This window comes from Agromyces cavernae (assembly GCF_021044935.1).
Lineage (GTDB): Bacteria > Actinomycetota > Actinomycetes > Actinomycetales > Microbacteriaceae > Agromyces > Agromyces cavernae.
In genome coordinates this window covers 64,725-91,248 of record NZ_JAJNMP010000001.1, presented here as the reverse complement: position 1 = coordinate 91,248, position 26,524 = coordinate 64,725, and the positions used below count along the sequence as shown (strand labels likewise).

General features: G+C 69.7%; 19 protein-coding genes. 12 read left to right on the top strand and 7 right to left on the bottom strand.

Features of this window, described 5'->3' with window-relative positions:
• Nucleotides 1–14: 14 nt before the first annotated feature.
• The gene (locus LQ757_RS00425; protein WP_231045245.1) at nt 15–1,724 is read right to left on the bottom strand and encodes a glycoside hydrolase family 32 protein; all 1,710 of its coding nucleotides are present in this window, start codon (nt 1,722–1,724) and stop codon (nt 15–17) included.
• Between the two features lie 675 nt (nt 1,725–2,399).
• Between LQ757_RS00425 and LQ757_RS00420 the strand changes: the two genes are divergently transcribed.
• A complete protein-coding gene (locus tag LQ757_RS00420) occupies nt 2,400–3,989 on the top strand; it encodes a glycoside hydrolase family 68 protein (protein WP_231045244.1) in 1,590 nt (529 codons plus the stop codon).
• Nucleotides 3,990–4,134: 145 nt separating this feature from the next.
• Here LQ757_RS00420 and LQ757_RS00415 read toward each other — a convergent pair whose 3' ends face one another.
• The 3 genes from LQ757_RS00415 to LQ757_RS00405 form a co-directional block, all read right to left on the bottom strand.
• Nucleotides 4,135–7,005 (bottom strand): GH32 C-terminal domain-containing protein, encoded by a 2,871-nt coding sequence (locus LQ757_RS00415; protein WP_231045243.1) that lies wholly within the window; start codon nt 7,003–7,005, stop codon nt 4,135–4,137.
• A gap of 603 nt (nt 7,006–7,608) precedes the next feature.
• Nucleotides 7,609–8,538: a carbohydrate kinase family protein gene (locus LQ757_RS00410; RefSeq protein WP_231045242.1), complete on the bottom strand. Its 930-nt coding sequence runs from the start codon at nt 8,536–8,538 to the stop codon at nt 7,609–7,611.
• A gap of 4 nt (nt 8,539–8,542) precedes the next feature.
• Nucleotides 8,543–9,547, bottom strand: a complete 1,005-nt coding sequence (locus LQ757_RS00405) for a LacI family DNA-binding transcriptional regulator (RefSeq protein ID WP_231046270.1) — start codon at nt 9,545–9,547, stop codon at nt 8,543–8,545.
• 178 nt (nt 9,548–9,725) lie between these two features.
• Here LQ757_RS00405 and LQ757_RS00400 point away from each other — a divergent pair, with 178 nt between their 5' ends.
• The 11 genes from LQ757_RS00400 to LQ757_RS00350 all read left to right on the top strand — a co-directional run bounded on the left by LQ757_RS00400 (nt 9,726) and on the right by LQ757_RS00350 (nt 21,411).
• Entirely contained in the window at nt 9,726–10,826 is a 1,101-nt protein-coding gene (locus tag LQ757_RS00400; protein WP_372459604.1) for a substrate-binding domain-containing protein, read from the top strand.
• Between the two features lie 127 nt (nt 10,827–10,953).
• Nucleotides 10,954–11,994, top strand: coding sequence for an ABC transporter permease (locus LQ757_RS00395; RefSeq protein WP_231045241.1), 1,041 nt, complete (start codon nt 10,954–10,956; stop codon nt 11,992–11,994).
• A complete protein-coding gene (locus tag LQ757_RS00390) occupies nt 11,991–12,803 on the top strand; it encodes an ATP-binding cassette domain-containing protein (RefSeq protein ID WP_231045240.1) in 813 nt (270 codons plus the stop codon). The genes LQ757_RS00395 and LQ757_RS00390 overlap by 4 nt, the downstream gene beginning before the upstream one ends.
• Nucleotides 12,804–12,852: 49 nt before the next feature.
• A complete protein-coding gene (locus tag LQ757_RS00385; protein ID WP_231045239.1) occupies nt 12,853–13,206 on the top strand; it encodes a putative quinol monooxygenase in 354 nt (117 codons plus the stop codon).
• A gap of 106 nt (nt 13,207–13,312) precedes the next feature.
• Nucleotides 13,313–13,990, top strand: a complete 678-nt coding sequence (locus LQ757_RS00380; protein WP_231045238.1) for a TetR/AcrR family transcriptional regulator — start codon at nt 13,313–13,315, stop codon at nt 13,988–13,990.
• 178 nt (nt 13,991–14,168) lie between these two features.
• Nucleotides 14,169–15,623 (top strand): MFS transporter, encoded by a 1,455-nt coding sequence (locus LQ757_RS00375; protein ID WP_231045237.1) that lies wholly within the window; start codon nt 14,169–14,171, stop codon nt 15,621–15,623.
• Between the two features lie 20 nt (nt 15,624–15,643).
• Nucleotides 15,644–17,164: an FGGY family carbohydrate kinase gene (locus LQ757_RS00370; RefSeq protein ID WP_231045236.1), complete on the top strand. Its 1,521-nt coding sequence runs from the start codon at nt 15,644–15,646 to the stop codon at nt 17,162–17,164.
• 12 nt (nt 17,165–17,176) lie between these two features.
• Complete coding sequence (locus tag LQ757_RS00365; RefSeq protein WP_231045235.1) at nt 17,177–18,850, top strand: glycerol-3-phosphate dehydrogenase/oxidase; 1,674 nt, start codon at nt 17,177–17,179, stop codon at nt 18,848–18,850.
• A complete protein-coding gene (locus LQ757_RS00360; protein WP_231045234.1) occupies nt 18,847–20,376 on the top strand; it encodes an FAD-binding oxidoreductase in 1,530 nt (509 codons plus the stop codon). Before LQ757_RS00365 ends, LQ757_RS00360 begins: the two co-directional genes overlap by 4 nt.
• A 7-nt stretch (nt 20,377–20,383) precedes the next feature.
• A complete protein-coding gene (locus tag LQ757_RS00355) occupies nt 20,384–21,004 on the top strand; it encodes a glycerol-3-phosphate responsive antiterminator (protein ID WP_231045233.1) in 621 nt (206 codons plus the stop codon).
• A 101-nt stretch (nt 21,005–21,105) separates the two neighbouring features.
• Nucleotides 21,106–21,411 (top strand): putative quinol monooxygenase, encoded by a 306-nt coding sequence (locus tag LQ757_RS00350; protein ID WP_231045232.1) that lies wholly within the window; start codon nt 21,106–21,108, stop codon nt 21,409–21,411.
• Between the two features lie 20 nt (nt 21,412–21,431).
• Here LQ757_RS00350 and LQ757_RS00345 read toward each other — a convergent pair whose 3' ends face one another.
• The 3 genes from LQ757_RS00345 to LQ757_RS00335 form a co-directional block, all read right to left on the bottom strand.
• Nucleotides 21,432–22,481, bottom strand: a complete 1,050-nt coding sequence (locus LQ757_RS00345; protein ID WP_231045231.1) for a DUF2804 domain-containing protein — start codon at nt 22,479–22,481, stop codon at nt 21,432–21,434.
• 124 nt (nt 22,482–22,605) lie between these two features.
• Nucleotides 22,606–25,422 (bottom strand): immune inhibitor A domain-containing protein, encoded by a 2,817-nt coding sequence (locus tag LQ757_RS00340; protein WP_231045230.1) that lies wholly within the window; start codon nt 25,420–25,422, stop codon nt 22,606–22,608.
• A gap of 398 nt (nt 25,423–25,820) precedes the next feature.
• Entirely contained in the window at nt 25,821–26,495 is a 675-nt protein-coding gene (locus LQ757_RS00335; protein ID WP_231045229.1) for an HAD hydrolase-like protein, read from the bottom strand.
• Between the last annotated feature and the right edge of the window lie 29 nt (nt 26,496–26,524).

Sequence of the window (26,524 nt, the reverse complement as noted above, 5' to 3'; positions counted from 1 at the left end):
CTCAACCCGAATGCTCACCCGAGCCGTTCGACCGGTGCGACCGCGAGCGGTGCGAGCCGAAGGCTGCGCACGTCGGTGGTGCCGCCGACCGACTCGACCGCGAGGCCGTTCGCGCCGGGCGCGCCGAACACGAGGCTCGAGAGCGCGGCCTCGCCGTCGTTCACGAACACCTCCACCGAGGACGCGTCGACGATGACGTCGAGGGTGACGACGCCGTCGCGCACCTTCGCCGGCGCGGTGCGCACCTCGCGGTATTCCGTGGGAAGACCCGCAGCCGCGGCATCCGCATCGCGCGCGATGAACGCGACCTCCGACGCGAAGTCGACGCCGACGGTGGCGAAGGCGCCCTCGCCGTCCTTCACGCGGAAGCGGACCTCTGAGGCGGGCTCGCGCGGGTCGGGCGAGACCTCGACGCGCAGGCGGTACGCGTCGGCGGTCGGCTGCGGGAGCTCCGAGTCGGCGCCGTGCACCGTGAGGTTCTGCTCGGTCTGCGCCTCGCCCTCGAGTTCGGCCAGCGCGGCGACCGGGTTGGAGACGAGCGTCGGCCGCCCGTCGACCGTGCGGAGCGCGAGCTCACGGACGACCGAGTCGCTGCCGCCATGCCAGTCCTTCGTCGGCAGGTCGCCGGCGTAGGCCCAGTTGTTCAGCCAGCCGATCGAGTACCGCTTCGCGAGGCGCTCGGATTCGGGTAGCCGTGGATCGTCCCACGTGACCGAGGCGTAGAAGTCGGCGCCGTGGTCCAGCCAGGCGGCGTCGGCGGAATCCGCGGTGAACTGCTCGCCGTCCCAGTCGCCGGTCCAGTAGGCGGTGCCGGTGGTCATGCCGTGCTCGGCGCCGTTCACCCCGGCGGCGAGTACCCAGGTGGTCTTCGCAGGGTCGCCGTCGAGCGAAATGCGGAACAGGTCGGGGCATTCGAGGATGCCCAGGTCGCCGCGTTCGAAGCCCGAGCGATAGGTCCAGTCCTTCAGGTCGGGCGAGGTGTAGAAGCCGAGCTTGTGGCCCTCGGCGAGCACCATGAGCCACTCGTCGCGTGCGTCGTCCCACACGATCTTCGGGTCGCGCCAGTGCGCCTCGCCCGGGTTGTCCATCACGGGATTGCCGTCGAACGGCTCGAAGCGGTAGCCGCCGTCGGTCGAGACGAACAGCGACTGGCGCTGCACGCCTTCGTGCTGCTGGGTCATGATCGCGATCACGGCGCCGGGGCCGAAGCCCGCGGTGTTCTCGGTGTCGATCACTGCACTGCCGGTCTCGATGTCGCCGAGCCCGTTCTCGTACTTCTCGATGGCGACGCCCTCGTCGCGCCAGTGCACGAGGTCGGTGGACGTCGCGTGGTACCACTCGGTGCCGTTCCCCTCTGGGTAATCGGCGTTGTAGAGGTAGTAGTAGTGCCAGCGGCCGTCGAGCCAGAACGGGCGCTGCGGGTCGTTCATCCACCGCTCGGCCGGCGTGAGGTGCACGGCCGGTCGGTAGGTCGACCAGTCCGAGGGCCGCGTGTACTCGCGGCTGCTTTCGGGGGTACCGGATGCCTCGGCCGTCGCCGGTGCGTCTCCGCCGGGTGTCGCCGCAGGAGCCAGCATCACGGCGACGATCGCGACGATCGCGACGATCGCGACGGCCGCGACTGCGGCGCCCGTCGTCCAGGCGACCGGTCGTCGCCACCACGGTCGGCGGTCGGCAGGCGCGACGCTGCCGGGCGGCGCGCCGGGTCGGTGTGTTCGGTTCATGATCCTCCGTCGTGGATTCGCACACCGCACGACCTCCCGTGGCGCCGGTGAGGCGATCCGGTCGGAATCGACGGTGCGCCTTCGCAGCAGTTCTGTGGGAGGAGCGCAAGCGCCACTCGAGGAATCGGGGTCACGCTACCCCGAACCAAATCGATTTGCAAACGATGCGGTGATCGACGATTGCGTGAAAGCGCGACCATCCGCAGTAGGCCGCTGATCGGGGAATCTCCATGCGAATGCACGGGCCACTGAAGTTGCGCTTGCCGCTTGACAACGTTGTCAGGGCGCGCATAGCGTTCTGTGCCGGGGGAAGCACAACGCCACGTTCTCGAGGACCGATCAGGCTCCGGCCGACGATCCCACGACGAAAGCGAAGAACGTGAAGGCACCAGATCACGCACCGTGCACGCACCGTGCACGCGGTCGCGCCGTCCGTGAGCGGTTGATCCGCTCGCGGGGCGCCGGTGGTCGCGTCATCCGACGGCGCGTCGAGCCTGTCCGAGCCGACGCTTCGAACCAGGACTCCCGACCGCTCGGCTGACGCCGACGGATCGGGCCGGTTCGGATGCCACGACCGCGACCATCACCGCGACACACGCACATGCCGCGTTGCTGCATCCGAACCGCCATCGCCGCCATCCCGGCGGCACCGTTCACCCTACGAAAGGCGACACCATGTCGACACCCACCCGGCGCTTCAGGCGCCCGATCATCGGAGGCATCGTCACGTCCGGCGCCGTGGTCGCGACCCTCCTCACCGGGACGGCGGGGGCGGTCGCCGCCCCCGGCGACCTGCAACCGGGGCCGGAGCCCACCGTGCACACGCAGGAGGCCTACGCGCCCGAGGACGACTTCACCGCGAAGTGGACCCGGGCCGACGCCAAGCAGCTGAAGCGTCTCTCGGACCCCGACGCGCCCTCGCGTGCCAACTCGATGCCGGCGTCGCTCACGATGCCCGAGGTGCCGCAGGACTTCCCCGACATGTCGAACGGCGAGGTCTGGGTCTGGGACACCTGGCCGCTGACCGACGAGGACGGCAACCAGTACAGCGTCAACGGCCAGGAGATCATCTTCTCGCTCGTCGCCGACCGCAGCCTCGGCTTCGACGAGCGGCACCACTACGCGAAGATCGGGTACTTCTTCCGGCCGGCGGGAATCGCGGCCGACGAGCGACCCGAGAACGGCGGCTGGACCTACGGCGGTCTCGTCTTCGAGGAAGGCGTGACGGGCAAGATCTTCGAGGACCAGTCGTTCAGCCACCAGACCCAGTGGTCGGGCTCGGCGCGCATCTTCAAGGGCGGCGAGATCAAGCTGTTCTTCACCGATGTCGCGTTCTACCGCAACGCCGACGGCTCGAACATCAAGCCGTACGACCCGCGCATCGCGCTGAGCGTCGGCAAGGTGCACGCCAACAAGCAGGGCGTGCGCTTCACCGGATTCGACAAGGTCACCGACCTGCTGAAGGCCGACGGCACGTACTACCAGACCGGCGAGCAGAACGAGTTCTTCAACTTCCGCGACCCGTTCACCTTCGAGGACCCGGCGCACCCCGGTGAGACCTACATGGTCTTCGAGGGCAATTCGGCCATGCCGCGGAACGAGGCGACCTGTACCACGGAGGACCTCGGCTACCGTGAGGGCGACCCGTACGCCGAGACGGTCGAGCAGGTGAACGCGTCGGGCGCGACCTACCAGATCGGCAACGTCGGCCTCGCGAAGGCGAAGAACAAGGAGCTCACCGAGTGGGAGTTCCTGCCGCCCATCCTGTCGGCGAACTGCGTGACCGACCAGACCGAGCGCCCGCAGTTCGTGTTCGAGGACGGCAAGGCCTACCTGTTCACGATCAGCCACCGCGGCACCTTCGCGGCCGGCCTCGATGGTCCTGAGGGCGTGTACGGCTTCGTCGGCGACGGCATCCGCAGCGACTTCCAGCCGTTGAACGGCGGCTCGGGCCTCGCGCTCGGCAACCCGACGAACCTCAACTTCGCCGGCGGACAGCCGTTCGCTCCCGACTACAACCAGCACCCGGGCCATTTCCAGGCGTACTCGCACTACGTGATGCCCGGTGGTCTGGTGCAGTCGTTCATCGACACCATCGGAACGCACGACGACTTCGTGCGCGGCGGCACGCTCGCCCCGACCGTGAAGATCGACCTCGATGGCGTGAACTCGGCGGTCGATTACTCGTACGGCGACGGCGGGCTCGGCGGCTGGGCCGACATCCCCGCGAACCTCGACGTCAACTCCGGCGGCAAGGTGCAGTAGCGACTCGCTGCGAGAACGACGGATGCCCCGGGGCACGGTTCCCCGGGGCATCCGCTCGGTGCGTCGCCGGGCCGCAGACCAGCGGGACGCACCGACAGCGGTGCGGGACGCGGCGGTCAGCAGCGCCGCGTCCCGCCCGCGCGGCTCAGCCGGCGACCCGCACGAGGAGCTCGCTCCCGGGGGTCGTTCCGGCCGAGTTCTCGAGCTCGACCGTGTAGCGGTGGTCGCCGGGCGCGGCATCCGTGATCGGGAACTCGACGACCCGCTCGCTGTCGGCCGAGCGGTAGACGCGGCCGATCACCGAGCCGTCCTCCACGAGCCGAACGACGGTCGTCGGCTCGCCCTTTCCGACCTTGACCTTCACGACGAAGTCGCCGTCGGCGTCGGGCCCGTTGCGCGGGCCCGTGAGCGCCGAGACCTCGGCGGCGGGCGGCGCGGCGGTGGCGTCATCGACGCCCGCCTCCTTGTACATCGCGCCGTGCAGCGGCGTCACCGTGAGCGACTCGAGCGTCGCGCCGTCACCCTCGGCCCAGAGGCCGATCGCGCGGGCGCCCGCGTTCGGGAACACCTGGTCGGTGATCGTCGTGCGCCCGTCGGCGGTGAACACCTCGACCGAGGACCGGTCGACGTACGCGGTGATCGCGATGCGGCCGTCGACGAGCGACACCGGAGCGTCGTCGAGCGATGCGAACGCCGCGTGGAACGCGGTGCTGCCCGAGTCCCGTCGGTCGACGAAGAGGCGACCGGTCGTCGCGTCGTACCCGATGCGCGTCGACGCCTCCTCGTCACCGAGCACGCTGAGACCCACCGCCTCGGCATCGCCCGGCGCGAAGACCGCGTCGATGCGGACGACGTCGCCCGACACGGGCAGCGTCTCGGAGCCGTCCGCGATCGGCCGGGCGGCTTCCGTGTACGCCCGATCGGCCTGCTCGAGCTCGGCGAACTCGGGCGCGACGCGCTGCACGAGCCGCGGCCCGCGCTCGGTGGTCGCGAGCGTCACGTCGCGCGGCAGCGCCATGGCGCTACGCCACGACCCGGTCGGGATGTCGTTCGCGTAATCCCAGTTGTTCATCCAGCCGAGCATCACCCGCCGCCCGTCGGGCGCATTCGAGAACGACACCGTGGCGTAGTAGTCGCGGCCCCAGTCGAGCCAGTCGTAGCCCTCGATGCGAGGCGCGGCCGGGGTATCGGCGAACATCACCTGGTCGACGAGGATATGGCCCCAGCCGAAGCGGTTGTTGTCGACGATGCGAACGGATGCCTCGCGCCCGGCATACTCCGCGACGTCCCAGCTCACCCAGTCGAGGTTCTCGCTGTTGCGGCCGGTGGCGGTGCGCACGACCTCGCCGTCGACGACGAGGCTGACGGAGGTCTCGTCGGAACGCGGCTGCGCCGGCTCGGCGCCGAGCACGAGGTGGTCGACCGTGAGGTGGCCCCAGCCGCCGGTGGCGTCGTCGTGCACCTGGAAGCGCGCCTCGCGGCCGGCGAACTCCGACACGTCCCACGACTGCCAGTTGAGCTGGCCGGCCTCGGGGCCGGTCGCGGTGCGCACGACCTCGCCATCGACGACGAGCCGCACCTCGAGCGTGCCGTTGAACCGCTTGCCGCCGCCGATGAGGAAGCTCAGGTGATCTTCGCCCGGCTCGATCGCGAACGCCGGCGAGGTGAGGTCGCCCAGGTTGTCGTCGCCCTTCGGGCCGCCCTCCCACGTGTTCAGGCGCTTCTGGCCGAGGTAGTAGTCCCCGCCGCTGGTCGATGGGTTGCGCCACCGCTCGGTCGCGAAGTCGCCCGTGACGTCCCAGCCCGCGTCGGCGAGCGTCGTGCCGTCGGCGAACTCGAACCCGTCGAACAGCAGTCGCCCCGCGGGCGGTTCGTTGCCGAACTGCGTGCCGTCGACGTGCGGGTGGTTGCCGCCGCCGACGAGGAGGTTCACGTGGTCCTGCTCGACGGTGAACGTCGGCGATTCCATGCTTCCGACGGGCCAGTCGTGGTCGGCGAAGCCGTTCACGAGGCCGGCGCCGACGAAGCCCGACACCGTGTTCTGGCCGGGCAACGTGCCGGCGGCCGGAGTATCCGTCCACGGGCCGTTCGCCTGGTTGCCGGGCTCGTTGCGCACGGTCCAGCCCTCGTAGTCGCCGCCGTCGAACCCGGCGAAGAGTTCACCGGCGGGCAGCGCGTCCTCGGCTACGGTGCTCTCCGAGGTGAACGTCGTGCCGTCGAACTCGCCGACGAAGTACTGGCCGCCCGAGCCGCCCGCGACGCTCCCCGGATTGAGGTTCACGACGAGCACCCACTTGGTGTTCGCCGGATCGCCGTCGACCGCCAGCGGGAACAGGTCGGGGCACTCCCAGATGCCGCCCGTGGCGTTGGCCGGGCCGAAGTCGCTGAGGTGCGTCCACGTCTTCAGGTCATCGCTGCGGTAGAGCACGACCTTGTACTGCAGGGCCTCGACGGCGACCATCACCCAGTACGACTCCCCGGTCCCGGGGTCGGTGTAGCGGATGACCTTCGGGTCGCGGAAGTTCGCCGAGTCCCGGTCGAGCACCGGGTTGCCCTCGTACTTCGTCCAGGTCTGCCCGTGGTCGGTGCTGTAGGCGAGTGACTGCGCCTGCTTCCCGGCGTGGGTCGGGTGCGCCGGGGTGTACGCGCTGGTGTAGATCGCGACCATCGGCGGCTCCTCGGCCGTGCCGAAGCCACTGCTGTTCGTCTCGTCGACGACGACGGAGCCCGAGAAGATGTCCTCGATCGCCCGACCCTCGTCGTCGAACGTCTGCGGAATCGCGACCGGCTGCTCCTCCCAGTGCACGAGGTCGTCGCTCGTCGCGTGGCCCCAGCTCATGTTGCCCCAGCGGGTGCCCGAGGGGTTGTGCTGGAAGAACAGGTGCCAGGTGCCGTCCTCGTAGACGAGCCCGTTCGGGTCGTTCATCCAGTTCCGCTCGGGCGAGAAGTGCAGGTACGGCCGGTACTGCTCCTCCGCCGGGTCGGGCCCTCCGTTGTCGGCAGCCATGGCGGGCATGATACCCGCCAAGCCGGTTACCAGCCCGGCGACGGCTACTGCGGCCACCGCCGAGCGCCATCGTGATTTCGTCGTCATCGTCTGTTTCGCCCTTCATTGCGCGAGTCACGGGTTCAGCGTGACATCGTTGTCAGTCGGCGGCGATGCTACGCACTGTCCGCCGGACAATGCAAGGGGTTCGGATGCCGCGGTGTTCGCTTCACCGACAGGTGTACCGAAGCAGGAGCACGCCGCCCCGGCACGCCCCCGCACGTGTACCGAAAACAGGAACACACCGCCCCGAGCATGCTCCCGCATGTGTACCGAAAACAGGAACACGCCTCCGACACGCCGTGGTTTATGCCGGTTTTCGCGGCCGGGTCGGTGTGTCTTCCTGTTTTGGCGACGGGCCCGGTGGCGACGGCGGGCCCGCCACCAGAACAGGAACACACCGCCCCGAGCATGCTCCCGCATGTGTACCGAAAACAGGAACACGCCTCCGACACGCCGTGGTTTATGCCGGTATTCGAGGCCGGATCGGCGTGTCTTCCTGTTTTGGCGACGGGCCCGGTGGCGACGGCGGGCTCGGCGGCGACGGCGACGCGCGACGCCGCGGGCGCGACGTCAGCTCGGGTAGACGGTGTCGTGCGCCGGCACGCGCAGCAGCGCGCCCTCGTGGCGCACCGTGGCCGCGGCGATCGTCATCGCCTCGCGCAGGGTCGCAGACCAGGCGTCGGTCGATCGGGGCACGCCGTGCACGGCGATGTGGTGCACCACGGCCGAGAGCGTCGCGTCGCCGGCGCCCATCGTGTCGATGATCGGTCCGGGAAGCTCGACGATGTCCTCGCGTACGACCTCGTCGCCGACGTGCACCGCAGCGCCGTGGCGGCCGGCGGTCGCGAGGATGGCCCCCGGTGCCTCCCGGCCTGACTGCAACCGCCGCACGAAGGTGTCGAGCGAGTCGCCGAGAAGCAGCTCGGCGTCGTCGTCGCCCACCTTCACGAGCAGCGACCGCGTGGCGAAGTCCTCGAGGTTCGCGAGGAACGCACCGCGGTCGGACAGCATGCCCGACCGCGGGTTGCCGTCGACGACGAGTCGTTCGCGGGGCAGCTCGATCGCCTCGACGAGCGAGGCGTACTGCTCGGAATCGTCGAACGGGTAGCAGCTCACCACCACGAGGTCGGCCTCGTCGAGTGCGGCGCGCGTCGCATCGTCGAAGCGGATGCTGCGCCGTCGTGCCGCCTCGTTGAACTCGTAGCGCGGCTCCCCGCCTTCGGAGCGGTCGGAGACCGCCCGCGACGTGCCGTGCAGCGACGGGCTCTCGACGAGCCGCACCCCGTAGTCGCGCAGGTAGGCGCGGATGTGCGCGGCGGGCTCGTCGTCGCCGAGCATCGCGACGAGCGTCGCATCGTGGCCGAGCACGGCGAGCCCGACCGCCACGTTCAGGGCGGCGCCGCCGACGAACTCGCGCGACCCGTGCGGATCGCGCAGCTCGTCGATGAGGGCGTCGCCGACGACAGTGAGCCGTCGCGGGGTTGGAGTGGCGTCGGTCATGCGATCAGCCTTCCTGGCGCGGCGGGATCTCGCCCGAGCCGCGGTCGATCAGTCGGGTCGGCACGATCGTGCGGGCCGCGGGGGAGTGGTCGCCGTCGAGTCGCGCGAAGATGCGCTCGGCCGCGGCTCGGCCGATCCCCTGCGGGTCCTGCGCGACGACGGTGACGCCGGGGTCGAGAAGGTCGCCGAGTGGCACGTCGTCGAAGCCGACGAGCGCGGTGTCGTGGTGCCGCCCGAGCTCGCGGAGGGCGCGGATGACGCCGATCGTCACGAGGTTCTGCGCGCTGAAGATCGCGGTCGGCGGGTTCGGCGAGTCGAAGAGCGCGATCGTCGCGGCGCGGGCCGACTCCTCGTCGTGGAGGCCCTCGACGACCGGGACGTCCCGCGTCGCCACGCCGGCGCGACCGAGCTCCTCGAGGAACCCGCGACGCCGCTCGCGCGCCGTCTGGATCACGGGCCGGTCACCGAGGTGGGCGAGCCGCCGATGGCCGCGCTCGAGCAGGTGACGGGTGGCGAGCGCGGCGCCGTCGGCGTTGTCGCTGACCACGGCGTCGGACGTGATGCCGGCCGGCTCGCGGTCGACGAACACGACGGGCGTGCCGCGACGCAGCTCGGGCGCGAGGTAGGCCTGGCTCTCGGAGACCGTCGTGAGGATGAGCCCGTCGACGCGGCGCCGCAGGAACGCGTCGACCGCTTCCTGCTCGCGGTCGGGGTCGTCGTCGAGGCTCGAGGCGAAGACGGCCACGCCATGCTGGAGCGCCACGTCTTCGACCGCGCGGTGCACGGCCCCGGCGAACGGGTTGTCGACGCTGCCGACGAGCAGGCCGAGGGTGCGGGTGCGCCCGTCGGCTCGGCGCAGGTTTCCGGCGTGCAGGTCGGGCTGGTAGTCGAGGGTGCGCGCGGCGGCCATGACCTTCGCGATCGTGGTCGCCGACACGTTCGGTTCGCCGTTGATCACGCGCGAGACGGTCTTCACCCCGACCCCTGCGAGCGCGGCGACATGCCGCATGGTCGGGCGGGAGCGCGGGTTCGCCGAAGCCGACGACGTTGCATCTGACAACGATGTCACGATCTGATCTCCAATTTGAAAGTTCGACTTGACTATACACATGGCAATGGTCTAGACCTAACATGACATCGTTGTCAGGGAGACAACGGTCGCCCTAACACCCGGAGGAGATTCATCGATGAATCGCACAGCACCCGCGGCCTTCCGTCGCCGCATGATCATGGCCGGTTCGCTCACCGCGGTCGCCGCACTCGCCTTCACCGGATGCGCTTCGGCCGGATCCGGCGGCTCGCCCGACGCCGCAGGCGACGGGCCCATCGGCGTCTCGCTGATCGTCAAGACCACCACCAACCCGTTCTTCGTCGCGATGCAGGAGGGCGCCGAGACCGCCGCCGAGGATCTCGGCGTCGAACTGACCTTCGCCGCGGGCAAGGAGGACGGCGACGAGGACACCCAGATCCAGGCCGTCGAGAACGCCATCTCGAAGGGCGACGCGGGCATCCTCATCACGCCGAACGGCCCCGCCGTCGAAGACGCGCTCGTGAAAGCCCGCGACGCCGGCCTCTACGTGATCGCGCTCGACACCCCGCCCGCCGACCCGGAGTCGGTCGACATCACCTTCGCGACCGACAACTTCCTCGCTGGCCAGGAGATCGGCAGGTGGACCGCGGCGAAGCTCGGCGGCGAGAAGGCCACGATCGCGCTCGTCGACCTGTTCGACGACAAGGTCGTCTCGGTCGACGTCAACCGCGACCAGGGATTCCTCGACGGCATGGGCATCGACCTCGCCGACCCCGCCGCGAACGGCGACGAGGAACCGACCGGCAGCTACAGCGGCGGCGACTACGAGATCGTCGGCAACGAGGCATCCCAGGGCGCCGAAGACGGCGGTCGCACCGCCGCCGAGACGCTCCTCTCCAAGAACCCCGACATCAACGTCGTCTACACGATCAACGAGCCCGCCGCGTACGGCGCCTATGAGGCGTTCAAGGCCGCGGGCGCGACCGACGACCTCATCGTGGTCTCGGTCGACGGCGGCTGCGCCGGCGTCGACGCCGTCGCCGAGGGCATCATCGGGGCGACGAGCCAGCAGTACCCGGTGAAGATGGCCGAACTCGGCGTGCAGGCGATCTTCGACCTCGTCGAGACCGGCGAGGTTCCCGAGAACAGCGAGGGCCTCGACTTCTTCAACACCGGCGTCGCGCTGGTGACCGACGACGCGCAGGACGGCGTCGAGTCCATCGACACCGCCGAGGGCGGCGAGATCTGCTGGGGCTGATCCCCGGCACCGCACCGTGAGCGGTGCGGATCGGGCGGGCGGATGTCGCGTGGGCGAACCATCGCCGCGGCATCCGCCATCCCACCCGATCCGCTCCGCCCACCCCCAGACATCGGAGAAACCAAACGTGAGTCAGCACACGACCGAACCGCCGACATCGGCGCTCGACCTGGCCGAGGAGTTCCTCGACCGCACCACCCCGCTCAGCCGCATCCGCAACACCCTGCACCGCTACCCGGCGATCAGCCCGGCGATCGTGCTCGTGCTCGCCGTCATCGTGTTCGGGCTGCTCAACGAGCGGTTCCTGCACCCCGCGAACCTCTCGCTCATCACCCAGCAGGTCGCCGTGGTCGGCACGCTCGCCGTAGCCCAGACCCTCATCATCCTGACGGCGGGCATCGACCTCTCGGTCGGCGCCGTCATGGTGCTGAGCTCGATGGTGATGGCGCAGACCACCGTGCACCTCGGCATCCCGGCCGTGCTGGGGCTGTTCCTCGGCCTCGTCGTCGGACTCGCGGCGGGCGCCTTCAACGGCTTCCTCGTCACTCGGCTGAAACTGCCGCCGTTCATCGTCACCCTCGGCACGTTGAGCATCTTCGTCGCGCTCACCCTGCTCTACTCGGGCGGTGCGACCGTGCGCGGCGGCGAGATGCCCGAGCTCCTCACCGCGATGGGGGCGACGTTCGACATCGGCGGCGTCAACTTCACGGTCGGCGTGCTCATGATGCTGCTGCTGTACGTGGTCGTCGCGCTCATCCTGCAGAAGACCGCCTGGGGCCGGCACGTCTACGCCGTCGGCGACGACCCCGAGTCGGCGCGCCTCGCCGGCATCAGCGTGAACCGGGTGCTCATGAGCGTCTACCTCGCGGCGGGTGCGATCCTCGCGCTCGGCGCGTGGATCCAGATCGGGCGCACCAACGCGGCCTCGCCGAACGCGGGCGCCGAGCTCAACCTCGACTCGATCACCGCCGTCGTCATCGGCGGCACGAGCCTCTTCGGCGGTCGCGGCACGGTCTGGGGCACCTTGCTCGGCGCGCTCATCGTGGGCGTCTTCCGCAACGGGCTCTCGCTCGCGGGGCTCGACGTGCTCTGGCAGACGTTCGCCGTCGGCGTCCTCATCATCGTCGCGGTCGCCGTCGACCAGTGGATTCGAAAGGTACGCAAATGATCATCGCAACGGATGCCGCGGGGCAGGCCCCTGCGGCCGGCTCCGCCGAGACCCGCACCCCGATCCTCCGCGCCCGGCGCCTCGTGAAGACGTTCGGCCGGGTCGTCGGGCTCGACGGGGTGAGCCTCGAGCTCTACCCGGGCGAGGTGCTCGCCGTGATCGGCGACAACGGTGCCGGCAAGTCGACGCTCATCAAGTGCCTCACGGGCGCCGAGATCCCCGACGAGGGCGAGATCTTCCTCGACGGGAAGCCGGTGCACTTCAAGCGCCCCCAGGACGCCCGCGCCGCCGGCATCGAGACGGTCTACCAGAACCTCGCGGTCTCGCCCGCGCTCGACGTCGCGGCGAACCTGTTCCTCGGCCGAGAGGAGCGCAAGAAGGGCATCCTCGGCTCGGTCTTCCGGGTCGTCGACCAGAAGGGCATGCGGCAGAAGGCGAGGGATGAACTGACTGCGCTCGGCATCTCGACCCTGCAGGACGTCACGGTCGCCGTCGAGAACCTCTCGGGCGGCCAGCGCCAGGCGGTCGCGGTCGCTCGGGCCGCCGCCTTCGGATCGAAGGTCGTCGTGCTCGACGAGCCGACCGCCGCCCTCGGTGTGCGCGAGTCGAACCAGGTGCTCGAGCTCATCCGCAACCTGCGCGAGCGCGGCATTCCCGTTATCCTCATCTCGCACAACATGCCGCACGTGTTCGACGTGGCAGACCGCATCCACATCCAGCGCCTCGGCAAGCGCGCGGCGACGATCACCCCCGAGACGCATTCGATGACCGATGCGGTCGCGATCATGACGGGTGCGGCGCGCGAATGAGCCCTCGGCAGAACCGGGCGGGCTCGACGCTCCGCGGCGGGAGCCGCGGGTGAGTTGGTCGAGCGACGAGGGCCGGGTCGAGCTCACCGCCCGGTTCACCGCGCTCCCCGGGCGCGAGGAGGAGGTCGCACACCTCCTCCTCGCGCTCACGGCGAAGGTGCGTGCGGAACCCGGATGCCTCGCCTTCGAGCCGTACCGCGTCGAGCCGGCCCCGCCGGGATCGGGTGCGACGGCAGGGCCCGAACCGGCCGGTGCCGGCTTCGTCGTGCAGGAGGCCTACCGCAGCCACGAGGCGTTCGCCGAGCACCTCGCAGCGGAGTACGGCGCCGAGTTCAACGCGGCGCTGGGCCCGCTCATCGTGGAGGACGGCTCGGTGCTCACCTTCATCGCGCCGATCGGCTGAGCGGAGTCCGAGCGGGGTCTGAGCGGACTCCGACCGATGACGATGGTCGGCGTGATCCTGCGCGGGCCATAGGCTCGAGGGACATGAACCACGAGCACGCCCGAGCATGAGACCCGGCCCCCGACGCAGCCTCACCCACGCTGAGATCCTCGACGCCGCCTTCGACCTGCTCGAGGCCAAGGGCTTCGCGGCGGTCTCGGTGCGCGGCGTGGCGGGCTCACTCGGCATCACGCCGACCGCGCTCTACACCTACTATCCGAGCAAGAACGCGCTGCTGCGCGGCATGGTCGAGCACCTGCTCGCCCGCCTCGACGTCGAGGGTCTCGTCGCATCCGACGAGGCCGCGGGCGGGGTCGCCGCGGTGCGCGCCCGCCTCGTTCGGATCGCCCTCTCCCTGCGCGAACGCCTCGCCGGGCACGCGGGCGCCCTGGGGCTCATCATGAGCGGCCCGCTCGACGGGCCGAACGCGATGCGGCTCAACGAGACGATCCTCGAGCAGTTCTGCAAGGCGGGGCTGACACTCGACGACGCGGCTCGCGCGGCATACGCGTTGCAGGTCTACGCGCTCGGCTCGATCGCGCTCGAATCGGCCGAGGTCGACGTCGAACCCGACGCTGCGACATCCGACCCGATGATCGTGACGGATGCCTCGGGCGCGGCACTCTGGACCGACCTGGCGAGCTTCCCGCTCAGTGAGCGGACGACGGCCGTCGTCGCCGAGCGCAATTCGACCGCGCAGTTCGTCTGGGGCGTCGAGCGGCTGCTCGCCGGCCTGATCGGCTGAGCGGCGCTCGCCCGCCTGATGGCCACAGCCGGCCGATGTCGTTTGACAGGAGCCCGGGCGAGCAGTTAGTCTCGCCGCTAATAGGGTAAGAATGGAGACCTCCTGTTGGAGGTTTTCGTCTGCCCTTTTCTGGTTTGCGCGCGTCTCTGACAAGGTCTCCCGACAGAGAGGTCGGACCGTGGCAAACCATGTTCTGAGAGGCGTGCACAGCGTCATCTCCTATATCGACGCGCGACCGCGCATCAGCGGCCGGGCGGGCCTGATCTGGTGGCTCGCTCTGAGCGGCCTGTTCTTGGACGCATTCTCGAACTCGGCGCTCTCCGCGGGGCTCGGGCCGATGACTCGAGACATGGAACTCAGCGCGACGCAGGTGGCGATCCTCACGTCGCTCGCCTCCTGGGTCGCGATCGCGTTCAACCCGATCGGCGGATGGCTCGCCGACAAGTGGGGGCGCATCCCGCCGCTGCTCGTCGCGAAGGTGCTGGCGCTCGCCGGCGCCATGCTGGCCGCGTTCGCGCCGAGCTTCGAGATGGTCCTCGCGGGTCGCTTCTTCGTCGGCGCCGCATACGGAATCGACTTCGCGATCGCGATGGCGCTGCTCGCCGAGTTCACGCCGGCCCGCTTCAAGGCCCGCCTCAACACGTGGCAGGGCATCTGGTACGTCGCGGTCTGCTCGAACCTCCTGCTCGCGATCCTCTTCTACAACCTGAACGTCGGCGACTCGATCTGGCGCTACGCCGTCGGAACCGCGGGCCTCGTGGCGCTCGTGCTCTTCGTGCTGCAGGCGACCTTCATGGTCGAGAGCCCCACCTGGCTCGCTCGCAAGGAGAAGCTCGGCCGGGCAGCCTCGTCGATGACGAAGATCTACGGCGAGACCTTCACCGCAGCGCCCGTCGAGGACCGGATCCCCGTGACCAACCAGGCCACGAAGGGCTTCGCGAACATCGCGCTCATCTTCCGGGGCATCTACCTTCCGCGCACGGTGCTCGCGGCGACCGTGCAGATGGCGCAGTCGATCCAGTACTTCGCCGTCGGCTGGTACCTGCCGATCATCAGCATCGCCCTGTTCGGTGAGGACTTCGTCGTCGCCACCCTCGGAGCGCTCGTCTTCAACCTGTTCGGCATCCTCGGCGGCTTCATGTCGCCCGTCATCGGCAAGCGCTTCGGCCTGCGGCGGGCCTCGGCGCTCGGCTTCGGCGCGGTCTTCCTGATGCTCGTCGTGCTCGGCTTCTTCTACGAGTCGATGCCCCTCTGGCTGGCGTTCGTCGTGCCGTCGCTGTTCATCCTGTTCCACTCGGGCGGCCCCGGGGCGAACGGGAAGAGCCTGTCGACCCTCTCGTTCCGCAGCGAGCTGCGTGCCGGCGCCAACGGCATCATCGGCGCCATCGGCAGCGCGGGTGCGGCCCTCGGCCTGCTCGTGTTCCCTCTGCTGAAGGAGGGCATCGGCCTCGGCCCGACGTTCCTCATCCTCTCGCTCGTGCCGCTGGTCGCGTTCATCATCTGCTCGGTCATCAAGTGGGACCCGACCCGCACGCAGATCAGCCCCGACGAGGAGCAGAACGCCCCGCAGTTCAAGAGCGACGCCGCGGCGCAGGCGGCTGCCGCCGAGGCATCCGTCCTCTCCCTCAAGTAACACCGAAGCGAAGCACCGACATGACGACTCCCGCGATCCTCGCGATCGACGAAGGAACGACCGGCACGCGTGCGGCATGGGTCACGGCCGACGCACTCGTGCACGCGCTCGAGTACCGCCCGCTGCGGGTCAGCACGCCCGTCGCGGGGGTGGTCGAACAGGATGCGAACGCGATCCTCGAGAAGACCATCGACGCCTGCCGCGCGGTCATCAGCCGCGCGGCAGGCGAAGGGGTGACCCTCGTGGGTCTCGGGATCGCGACCCAGCGCGCGACCACCGTGCTCTGGGACACGGTCACCGGGCGGGCCCTCGTGCCCGCCATGGTGTGGCAGGACAGTCGCTACGCCGACGAACTCGCGGCCCTCGGGCCCGAATGGAACGAACGGCTGATCCGGGCCGTCGGCCGCCCGACGGGGGTGCGCTCGCCCTACCTCTGGGCGGCGCACCACCTGCGGGAGACCCCCGAGGTCGTCGCGGCGCACCGGGCGGGCCGACTCGGCTTCGGCACGATCGAGACGTGGCTGCTCTGGAGCCTCTCGCGCGACCGCACGTACGCGGCGACGTCGACCAATGCCACCTCGGCGGGCGGCTACGTGCTCGCCCGCCACGAGTACGAGCACGAGTGGATCGAAGCGCTCGGCTTCCCCGCCGAGCTCCTGCCCGGGCTGTTCCAGGATGCCGACGACTTCGGCGTCACGGATGCCTCGGTGCTCGGCATCGAGGTGCCGATCCTGGCCGCCGCGGGCGACCAGCACGCCGGCACGGTCGGGCTCGGCTGCCTCCGTAAGGGCCAGGCGATGTGCGTGCACGGCACGGGCAGCTTCGTCGACCTCGTCATCGGCAACGAGGCGCCCGCGAACCCCGGACTCTACGAGGGGGCGCTCACCCTCACGGCCTGGCGGCGGCACGGGACATCCGTCTTCGCGATCGAGACCTTCACCGCGACGACCGGCTCCGCCCTCGACTGGGTGTGCAACACCCTCGGATGGTTCGAGTCATCGAAACGGATCAGCGAACTCGCCGCGACGGTGTCGTCGGCGAAGGGCGTCATGTTCGTGCCCGCGCTCACCGGCCTTCGGATGCCGGTCATGGAGCCGCGCGCGAAGGCCTCGCTCACGGGCTTCTCGATGTCCACGACGCTGCCCGAGATCGCGTACGCCGTGCTCGAGGGGATCGCCCACTCGGTCGCCTCGAGCGCCGAGGCCGACGAGCAGGTCGCCGGCACGCCCATCACCGAGATCGTCGTCGGCGGCGGGATGTCGGCGAGCGACCCCCTCATTCAGATGCAGGCCGACCTCGTCGGCGTGCCGATGCGGCGGCTGCCCGCATCCGAGGGGGCGAGCCTGCGTGGCGCCGCCTTCCTCGCCGGCGCCGACGGGCTGCTCTGGGACTCGCTCGAGGAGGCCGTCGGGTCGCTCGGCGAGGGCGACGTCTTCGAACCGGTCATCAGCGACGAGACGCGCGCCGAGCGCCGGGCCGCCTGGAACGACCGCATCGACAACGAACTCCGACTCACGCAGAGTCGCGCAACACGGAAGTAAGAGAGAAGCACCATGGTAGGACTCCCAGCCCGCAAGACCGACACCGCCCGAGAGCAGATGACGAGGGTCGAACCGCTGCACCTCAGCCGCGCTGAGCAGGTGGCGAGCGTCGAGGGCGGTCGATTCGACATGATCATCGTCGGCGGCGGCGTGACCGGGGCATATGCCGCGATGGACGCCGCGCTGCGCGGCTACCGCGTTGCGCTGCTCGAGAAGGAGGACTTCGCGTCGGGCACCTCGTCGAAGTCGTCGAAGATGATCCACGGCGGGCTCCGCTACATCGAACAGGGCAACCTGCCGCTCGTGCGTCACTCGCTGCTCGAGCGGCAGCGCCTGCGCAAGAACGCCAAGCACCTCGTGCAGCGCCTACCGTTCCTGTTCCCCGTGCTCTCGCACGACGGCGTCTTCGACCGCCGCCTCGCAGCCGGGTTCGAGAGCCTGCTCTGGACCTACGACCTCGCCGGCGGCTGGCGCGAGGGCGTGCTGCACCAGAAGCTCTCGAAGAACGAGGTGCTGGCGCACTGCTCGACCTTCAAGGCCGACAACCTCGACGGCGGCTTCATGTACTACGACGCCCGGGCCGACGACGCCCGCCTCACGCTCACCCTCGCCCGCACCGCCGCCCACCACGGCGCGACCATCCTGAACGGGGCGAAGGTCACCGAGGTCACCCGCAGCGGCGGCAAGGTGAACGGCATCATCGCCGAGGTCGACGGGCGCGAGATCGCCGCACGAGCCGGCGTGGTCGTCATCGCGACGGGCGCCTGGCTGCGCGACTGGAACGGCGCGGGCAAGGATGCGGATGCCCCGAACATCCGCCCGGCGAAGGGCGTGCACATCGCCGTGCCGTGGGCCAAGATCCGCAACAACTGCACGGTCACCATCCCCGTTCCCGGCCGCAACCGCCGTGCCACGATCACGCGCTGGGGCGACACCGCCTACCTCGGCACGACCGACGAGGACTACACGGGCGACCTCGACGACGTGAACTGCACGCGCGAGGAGATGGACTTCCTCATCTCAGGTGCCCGAACCGCACTGGACACCGACCTCGAGGCATCCGATGTCATCGGCAGCATCGGCGGCTGCCGACCCCTCGTCGCGCCGCCCGGCGGAAAGACCATCGACGTCAAGCGCAAGCACGAGATCCGCACCGACAGCGACGGTCTCGTCACCGTGGTCGGCGGAAAGCTCACGACGTCGCGCCACATGGCCCAGCAGACCATCGACGCCGCGCAGAAGGTATTCGGGGAGCGACGCCGGTGCGCCACGAAGGACGCCTACCTCCTCGGTGCAGCGGGCTACGACACCGAGGCGGTCACCGCCTCGGGCGGGCTCGCCGCGCACCTCGGTGAGCGGTACGGCAACGAAGCCCCGTTCGTCATGGACATCCTCGGCAATGCCCCCGAACTCGGCAAGCCGATCGTCGAGGGCCTGCCGTACCTCGAGGCCGAGGTCGTCTACTCGGCCCGCTACGAGATGGCCCGCAGCGTCGACGACGTGCTGAGCCGCCGCACGCGTGCCCGCCTCATGGCACGCGATGCATCCGCCGCCGCCGCGCCGCGCGTGGGGCAGCTGCTGCAGGCCGAGCTCGGCCTCAGCGACGCAGCGGTCACCGCGCAGGTGACCGCGTACCAGACCGCCACGGCGCACGAACGCGCCATCCTGATGGGAGAGTCCGAATGATCAGCAAGGAAGCCGTCAAGCGCGGTTACAACCGCGGCAACTACGTGGTGGGTGCCCCCACCCAGCCGCACTACGCCGCGAGCATCGAGACGATCGGCGAGGAGGCGTACTTCCAGCGGAACGCCGTGGGCGTCTCGGAGGCGACCGTCGCACGACTCGAATCGGCGGCCGATCGGGTTATCACCGATGCGGCATCCGTCGTCGAAGGCACCCGCGACTGGTGGGCCGGCTCGATGATCGGCGAGACCGCTGGCAAGCCCGCGACTCCGAACGCCGTGATCGTCAAGGTGTCGACGACCGAGCAGGTGCAGGCCGTCATGCGCATCGCAACCGCCGACGACGTGCCCGTGACCGTCTCGGCCGGTCGCAGCAACGTGACGGGCGCCGCCCTGCCCGTGCGCGGCGGCATCGTGCTCGACGTCTGCGAGCTCAACCGGTTCGTGAGCTTCGACGAGGAGAGCCAGATCGTCGAGGTCGAAGCCGGGATGTTCGGCGACGTCTTCGAGGAGCTCATCCAGTCGGAGTACGGCATGACGATGGGCCACTGGCCCTCGTCGTTCGGTATCTCGACGGTCGGCGGCTGGGTCGCCTGCCGCGGGGCCGGCCAGCTGTCGACGCGCTACGGCAAGATCGAGGACATGGTCTACGGCATGGACGTCGTCCTGGCCGACGGTTCCCTCATCACGGTGGGCGAGAGCGCCCGGGCCGCCGTGGGTCCCGACCTGCTGCAGCTCGTCATCGGCTCCGAGGGAACGCTCGGCGTCATCACGACGATCCGCTTCAAGCTGCATCGGCTGCCGTCATACGGCCGGGCGATCGCCTACGGCTTCCCGACGTTCGCCGCCGGGCTCGAGGCCTGCCGTCAGATCATGCAGGAGGGGGCGAACCCCGCCGCACTGCGTCTGTACGACAACCTCGAGAGCGGCGTGCAGTTCGACCTGCCCGAGCAGAACGTGCTCCTGATCGCCGACGAGGGCACCCAGGAACTCGTCGACGCGGGCCTCGTCATCAGCGAGCGCATCTGCGCCCAGACGGGCGTGAAGCTCGACGACGAGGCGATCTTCGAACGCTGGCTCGACACGCGCTACCTCACCGGGAAGAGCGCCGAGGGCTTCAAGCGCAGCCCCGGCTTCGTCGCCGACACCCTCGAGATGATCGGCCGCTGGCGCGACCTGCCTGCGATCTACGACGAGGTCGTCGCCGCGATCAACGCGGTACCCGGCACGCTCGCCGGCTCGGCCCACCAGTCGCACGCATACGTCGACGGCGCCTGCCTCTACTTCTCGCTGCGCGGCGACGTCGAGGTGGACAAGCGCTCGGAGTGGTATCGCGCCGCGTGGGACGCCGCGAACGCGGTCATCCTGAAGCACGACGCGACCCTCAGCCACCACCACGGCGTGGGCCTGCTGCGCGCGCCGTACATGCAGGAATCCCTCGGCGCGGGCTTCGAGGTGCTGCGCGCCGTCAAGGCGGCGCTCGACCCGAAGAACCTGCTCAACCCCGGTAAACTGGGGCTCGACGCCTGATGCTGCGATGAGCATGTCCGCAGATGAGGGCAGGAATGCGGTGAACGTGCTGGAGTTTCCGCGCTCGCTCGACGAGCGCCTCTACCGGAACCCCGTCATCGCCTCGCTCTACGGCACCGAGTCCGTCGAGGCGTTCCTCGCCGGTCCGTGCCAGGTCGCGATCGCCGCGAACGTGGCGCTGCCCGACCTCGAGGGCATCGTCTCCACGCTCTCATCTGCGGGCAAGTTCGTCTTCGTCAACATCGACAACAGCGATGGCCTTGCTCAAGACCGCGGGGGAGTCGACTACCTCCGCAAGATCGGCACCCCGGGCATGGTCACGACGCGCACCATGCTCATCCAGAAGGCCAACCAGCTCGGCATGGTCACGATGCAGAAGGTCTTCGTGACCGACCGATCCACGTTGCCGCGCAGCACGAACGCCGTGCGGCAGAACCGACCCCACCTCGTACAGCTCATGCCATGGCCGGTCATCCCGTACCTCGGTCAGCAGGACCTCGCCGAGCTCACGCCCTACGTCGCCGCCGGCTTCGTGCGAAGCCGGGACGACGTGATCGCCGCGCTGAAGAGCGGCGCGAAGGCCGTGTCGACGAGCGACGTCGAGCTGTGGTCGATCACCCGTCGTTGAGCGAGCGGATGCCGCAGCCGGAGGCCGCGGCTGCGGCATCCCCTCACTGATCGCACGTTCTCCCCGCTTCCCTTCCGCAACCGACCCGTCTGGAGACCCTGATGCCCGCGCCCTGCTTCCAGGTCATCGCTCGCTACCACCCGCTCGAGGGAAGGACCGATGCCGTGCTCGAGCTCCTCGGCGAGCTCGCCGCTGCGAGCCGCGCCGAGCCCGCCAACCAGGCCTACGAGTTCTACCGGGGCGTCGAACGGCCCGACGAGATCGTCATCCTCGAGCGCTACGACGATGAAGCCGGCTTCGCGGCACACCGCGAGTCCGAGCACTTCCAGCGGATCGGGGTCGGCCGGATCATCCCGATGCTGGCCGACCGGGTGATCGAGCGATACGTCGCCGCGCCCGGCGCGTAGTCCTACCAGCGCTGGCAGGCCTACCAGCGCTGGCGCACGTACTCGGCCCACCCGGTGAGCGCCTCGATGGCGATCACCTCGCCCGAGTCGTCGGTCACCACGCCGCGGTACGTGCCGAAGCACTGGTGCGTCTCGGAGTGGATGACCCCGAGCGCGGTCTTCGAGGAGCGGTCGTGGAACGGCTCGAACCGCAGGTCGACGCGTTCACCGGTGATCGACCACGGGCGGAGCCAGTCGGCGGCGTCGTAGCGCCACTCGAGTTCGCCGCCGAGCTTGTGCAGGCGCCCGTCGATCGAGAGGGCGTTCTCGGTCGAGCCCGTGCCGACGGTCCACAGGCCGCCGAGCTGCAGGCCGACGGCCCGCCCGTGCTCGCGGCCCGACGCGGCGCCCCAGTGCCAGTTCATGCGGTACGGCCAGCGACCCCGGCCGTGGTCGAGCACCGCCCAGCTCTCACCGGCGGGCAGTTCGTGCTCGACCCCGTCGATCGTGATCGTGCCACGGGCCGGGCGCGCGACATCCTTCACCGTGTATTGGAAGCGGCGGTCGTTCCAGGGGACGACGACGCCCATCGCCTCGTGCCCGGCAGGTCGTTCGGCGACGACGTCGATCTTCACCCGCGCGGTCGTCGCGCGGATGCGCGTGCCGTCGGCCGCAGCGTCAGCCGGGCCGGGTTCCTCGGCGATCACCACCTCGATGCCCGGCACCGTCGCGGTCGCCGGCCCCTCGCCGAGCGACCCGGGCAGCGTGACGCCGCGCGAGAGCGGCGTGATGGCGACCTGATCGACGTCGGCGAGCGATCGCCGATCGAGCACCCAGACCTGGCTGAGCGTCGCGTAGTCGAGCGTCGCTACCGTGACGGCGGCGATGACGTCGGGGGTCGTGATGCCCCAGTACTCCCATCGCTTGTTGCGGCCGCGCCCGGTGCGCCCGCGCCCGATGCCCGAGGTGTTGAGCAGCGCCCGGCGCATCCACCCGACGGCGTCGGGGTTCAGCGTTCCGTCGGGGCGGGTCAGCGAGACAGGTTCGGTGATCTCGCGCTCGTGCGTGAGCCGGGTCGTGGCGTCGTTCACGCACACCTCGCTTCCTGTCGCCCCGACGCCAGTGTAGGGGGGGGGAGCGGGCAGGCGACGAGGCGCCGACCCCCGGAGGGGCCGACGCCTCGTCGGTGGTGGTGCTGGTTGCGTTGCTCGGCGATCAGCCCGCGGCGGGCGGGGTGATGCTGATCAACGCGGCGGTGTTGCCCTTGAAGGCCTTCTTCACCTGGATGACGGTGCCGTAGCCCACGCCGGAGTCGGCGGGGTTGCCGGTGCCGAGCACGGTGTTGAGGCCGGCGACCCGCGTGCCGAACAGGTCGGTGACGAGGTTGCCCTCGGTGTCGACGATGCGGGTGGTGTACGGCGCGTTGCCGACCGACGGCACGACGGCCGAGCCGTCGCGGAAGCGTCGGGCCAGGCGGCCGTCGGGCAGCTCCTCGAGTCCGGCGGTCCAGCCGAGGTCGTCGGTGAAGGTGCTCACCGCGTCGCGGGCGGGGATGTCGGTGCAGAGCTCGTCGGTCAGCTCGGCCCCGGTCCTGCACTCCGTGAAGGGGTACGTCGACTGGAGGCCGAACGCGACATCGGAGGACTGCGCGCGACCCGGCAGGTTGTTCAGCGCAGGGACACCCTCGACGGCCGCGTCACCGGTGCGGCGCAGCGGGTCGAAGTGGCTGTCGACGAGCAGCAGGCCGCCCTTGGCGCCGTAGCTCGGCAGTGCCGCCTCGTTCGTGCGCACGTGGTTCGTGCTGCCGTACGTCGTGTCGCGGTACCAGATGAGGGCGCCGGGAGCGTTGTACTTTACCTTGTCGACCTTCCACGCACCGGCGCTGTAGACCGTGTCGTAGCCGTACTTCAGGCCCTCGTCGAAGCCGTCGAAGTTGCGCCACTCGACGAGGTAGTACTGCGCGTTCTCGGACGTGCCGGTGTCGATGCGCCAGCCGGGGCCGGTCGTGTCGACGAAGGTGTCGACCTCGGCGGTCCAGCCGTTGTCGCCCGTCTCGACGTCGTCGCTCCAGACCGTCGTGGCTCCGCTCGTGAGGGCGAAGTCATCGGCGAACCATCCGCGCTCCTGGAAGGCGGCGTCGCTGGCCATGCGCAGACGCAGTCCGACCGTCTGGCCGGCGTAGGCCGACAGGTCGACGTACTGGTGCTTCCACCCGCCCGAAGTGCCCGTCAGCCCGTACTTGCGGTCACCGAAGGTGTGCAGGTTGCCGTTGGGGTCGGGGTAGCCGTCGCGCGTGGTCGCCTCGGAGCCGTCCTCGTTGTAGACCTTCTGGTCGGTCCAGGTGGTGCCGCCGTCGGTCGAGACCTCGACGAAACCGTAGTCCCAGTCCTCCTCGATGACGTAGTTGTTCTGCATCCAGAACTTGGCGTCGGCGGGCACGTCGACGTTGCGCACGATGCGGATGTCGCCCCAGTCCTGGTCTGCGCCGGTGTACCACATGTTCTCGCCGCTCGTCGGTTCGGCGAGCGTGATCACCTTGGCGGGCAGGTTGACCTTGACGCCGTCCTGCGAGCCCTTGGCCGGGCGCGAGCTCTGGCCGACCTTGATCTCGGTCGTGTCGTCACCCGGGTTCACCACGACGGGGTCGGCCCAGCCGAGCACCCACTTGTCCCAGAGGCCCATGTGCGTCGGCATCGACTGGAAGATCGGGCCCGCGTGCGAGCCGGAGCTCATGAGGTCCCAGAAGTCGACGTCGGAGTTGCCCTGGTTCGAGGTGTCGTACAGGTCGGGCAGGCCGAGGTCGTGGCCGTACTCGTGCGCGAACACGCCGACACCCGAGTCTTCGGGCTGCACGATGTAGTTCGACAGCTTGAGGTCGGTGCCGGGGATCGACGCGCCGCCGGCGACCGCCGACGAGTGCGCCCAGAGCGCGTAGGTGCCCTGCTCGCCGCCGCCGCCCGACTTGTCTTCACCGGCGTGCACGAGCACGACGTGGTCGATGACGCCGTCGGGCTCGTCGATGATGCCGTCGCCGTCGCGGTCGCCCTGGTCTTCGATGTCGTAGTCGGACCAGGGGAAGTCCGGCTGCTGCTCGGCGAGCACCGTCACGGCGTCGATGGGCAGCTGACCCGGACCCTTGGGGTTGTCCGGGTGGCCCTGCTGGTCCTGGATGGCGCCGGCCTCGTACACGCCCTCGTCGTTCTGGAAGCAGACGCTCGCGCCGTACCAGGCCTCGGAGTGCGGCACGGTGATCCACGGGGTGGCCTCACCGGTGACGGTGTAGGCGCCGCGCGACATCTCTTCGTACATCGACTTCATCGTGTAGCCCGAGATGTCGAAGCCGGGCTTGCCGTCGGGGCCCGTGAGGTCGGTGCGCACGCGCTCGGTGATGCCCTCGTCGGAGAAGAGCATCTTGTTGAAGTGCTCGCTCGAGAAGTCGGGAACCCACATCGAGTTGTTGTCTTCGAGCTCGTAGTCGGCGGGGTTGGGGATGCCGTTGTGGAGCGGGCCGTTCTGTACGTTGCCGGGCTTGCACTCGGTCGAGCCGAACTCGGTCGGCACGTAGGTGCCCGTGAAGTCGTCGTCCGCCTCTTCGTTGAACTCGACGAGGATCGTGAGGAGCTTGGCCTCCTGCGTCGTCTTGGAGCCCTTCAGCTGCTGCTGGCGAAGCTGTTTCGGGCTCTTGCCCGTCTTGATCGACTTCGCCTCGCGCTTGGCCAGCTGGCCCGCGGCGACGGGGTTGCCCTGGGCGTACTTGCGGTCGACCTCGGCGGCGGCGGCCATGGCGCGCTCGGCGCGGGGGGCGGCGTCGGGGTCGATCAGCAGATCTTCCTCGGTGACCAGCTCGCCCTCGACGCGCGGGGCGACGAGGTTCATGTAGTACTCCGAGTCGCTGATCACCGGCGGCGATACCGGCGAATCAGCTGCGGCTGCGGTGCTCACGCTGAACGACACCATTCCGGTGGCGACGAGTGCGAGCACCGGAATCGCCGCGACCGCGCGCTTGCGCGCGCGGGGCGTGAATCCAGTCATGCTTCTCCCTTCGAGTGCCTCGCGGAGGTGACCGCGGGACACGCACGGCGCCCGTCGGTAGACGGACGTAAACGGCATCCTGCCCCGAACGGGGGGTCAAGGGGAAGCCCAGATGGAGAAATCTTGCGTGAGGAAGTCTCAGTTCACTGCGAGACGCCGCAGATCATGCCAGAACATGGCGGGAAACGCCGGAATCTGCGAATCCAGCGGCGAGAACGTGCGTCGGGCGGCGAAGGGTGCGGGCGCGCGGGATCGCAGCGGTGCGCAGGATCGCGCGGGCGTGAAGGCGTGTGGATGGCCCGGCACGCGCCGCCGGCGCGGGGCGCGGGCGCGTTCGATCGCACCGCATGAAGACCCTGAGGATGACCCGGCGCACGCGCCCCGGGACATCCGCTCGCTCAGCGCAGCAGCAGGTTGCGCAGCTGGTCGGCCGAGTGCACGACGGCGAACGAGTCGCCGACCTCGGCGGGGGAGCCGTAGCCCCACTCGACGAGGATCGTCGGCACGCCGTTGGCGAGCGCACCGAGGGTGTCGTACCCGCGGTCGCCGACCATCACCGAGTTGCCGGTGTCGATGCCGGCGGCCTGCAGGCCGCGCAGCGCGTGGGCGACGACGTCGGCCTTCGTGCTGCGCTCCTCGTCTTCGCTGGCTCCGGCGATCACCGTGAAGTACTTGGTGAGGTCGTTGTGATCGAGCACCGCGCGCGCCATCGACTCGGGCTTCGAGGTCGCGAGGGCGATGGGGACTCCGGCGGCGTGCAGCCGGTTCAGCACACCCGCGACGCCGGGGAAGACGGGTGACGAGAGCAGGTGCTCGCCGTAGTGGTCGCGGTAGACGCCCAGCGCCTCCCATGCCTCGGCGTCGGTGAAGCCGGCGGTCATGCGCAGGCTGTCGAGCAGGGGCGGGCCGACGTACGAGCGCAGGACGTCATCGGTGGGGACGGGGAGGCCCATCTCGGTGAACGTGTGCGCGAGCGAAGCCATGATGTCGGCGGCGGAGTCGACGATCGTGCCGTCGAGGTCGAAGAGCACGGCCGACCACGTACGGGTGGGGGTGAGCGTCGGGGAAGTCACCGTGACATCATAGGGGTCGCCTCCGCGCG

What these genes read in the sequence shown, in the direction of transcription:
- LQ757_RS00340 (WP_231045230.1), bottom strand. Translation starts at nt 25,422, where the DNA reads ATGACTGGATTCACGCCCCGCGCGCGCAAGCGCGCGGTCGCGGCGATT.
- LQ757_RS00410 (WP_231045242.1), bottom strand. Translation starts at nt 8,538, where the DNA reads ATGACCGACGCCACTCCAACCCCGCGACGGCTCACTGTCGTCGGCGAC.
- LQ757_RS00425 (WP_231045245.1), bottom strand. Translation starts at nt 1,724, where the DNA reads ATGAACCGAACACACCGACCCGGCGCGCCGCCCGGCAGCGTCGCGCCT.
- LQ757_RS00400 (WP_372459604.1), top strand. Translation starts at nt 9,726, where the DNA reads ATGAATCGCACAGCACCCGCGGCCTTCCGTCGCCGCATGATCATGGCC.
- LQ757_RS00365 (WP_231045235.1), top strand. Translation starts at nt 17,177, where the DNA reads ATGGTAGGACTCCCAGCCCGCAAGACCGACACCGCCCGAGAGCAGATG.
- LQ757_RS00360 (WP_231045234.1), top strand. Translation starts at nt 18,847, where the DNA reads ATGATCAGCAAGGAAGCCGTCAAGCGCGGTTACAACCGCGGCAACTAC.
- LQ757_RS00405 (WP_231046270.1), bottom strand. Translation starts at nt 9,547, where the DNA reads ATGCGGCATGTCGCCGCGCTCGCAGGGGTCGGGGTGAAGACCGTCTCG.
- LQ757_RS00390 (WP_231045240.1), top strand. Translation starts at nt 11,991, where the DNA reads ATGATCATCGCAACGGATGCCGCGGGGCAGGCCCCTGCGGCCGGCTCC.
- LQ757_RS00350 (WP_231045232.1), top strand. Translation starts at nt 21,106, where the DNA reads ATGCCCGCGCCCTGCTTCCAGGTCATCGCTCGCTACCACCCGCTCGAG.
- LQ757_RS00420 (WP_231045244.1), top strand. Translation starts at nt 2,400, where the DNA reads ATGTCGACACCCACCCGGCGCTTCAGGCGCCCGATCATCGGAGGCATC.
- LQ757_RS00415 (WP_231045243.1), bottom strand. Translation starts at nt 7,005, where the DNA reads ATGCCCGCCATGGCTGCCGACAACGGAGGGCCCGACCCGGCGGAGGAG.
- LQ757_RS00370 (WP_231045236.1), top strand. Translation starts at nt 15,644, where the DNA reads ATGACGACTCCCGCGATCCTCGCGATCGACGAAGGAACGACCGGCACG.
- LQ757_RS00355 (WP_231045233.1), top strand. Translation starts at nt 20,384, where the DNA reads ATGAGCATGTCCGCAGATGAGGGCAGGAATGCGGTGAACGTGCTGGAG.
- LQ757_RS00380 (WP_231045238.1), top strand. Translation starts at nt 13,313, where the DNA reads ATGAGACCCGGCCCCCGACGCAGCCTCACCCACGCTGAGATCCTCGAC.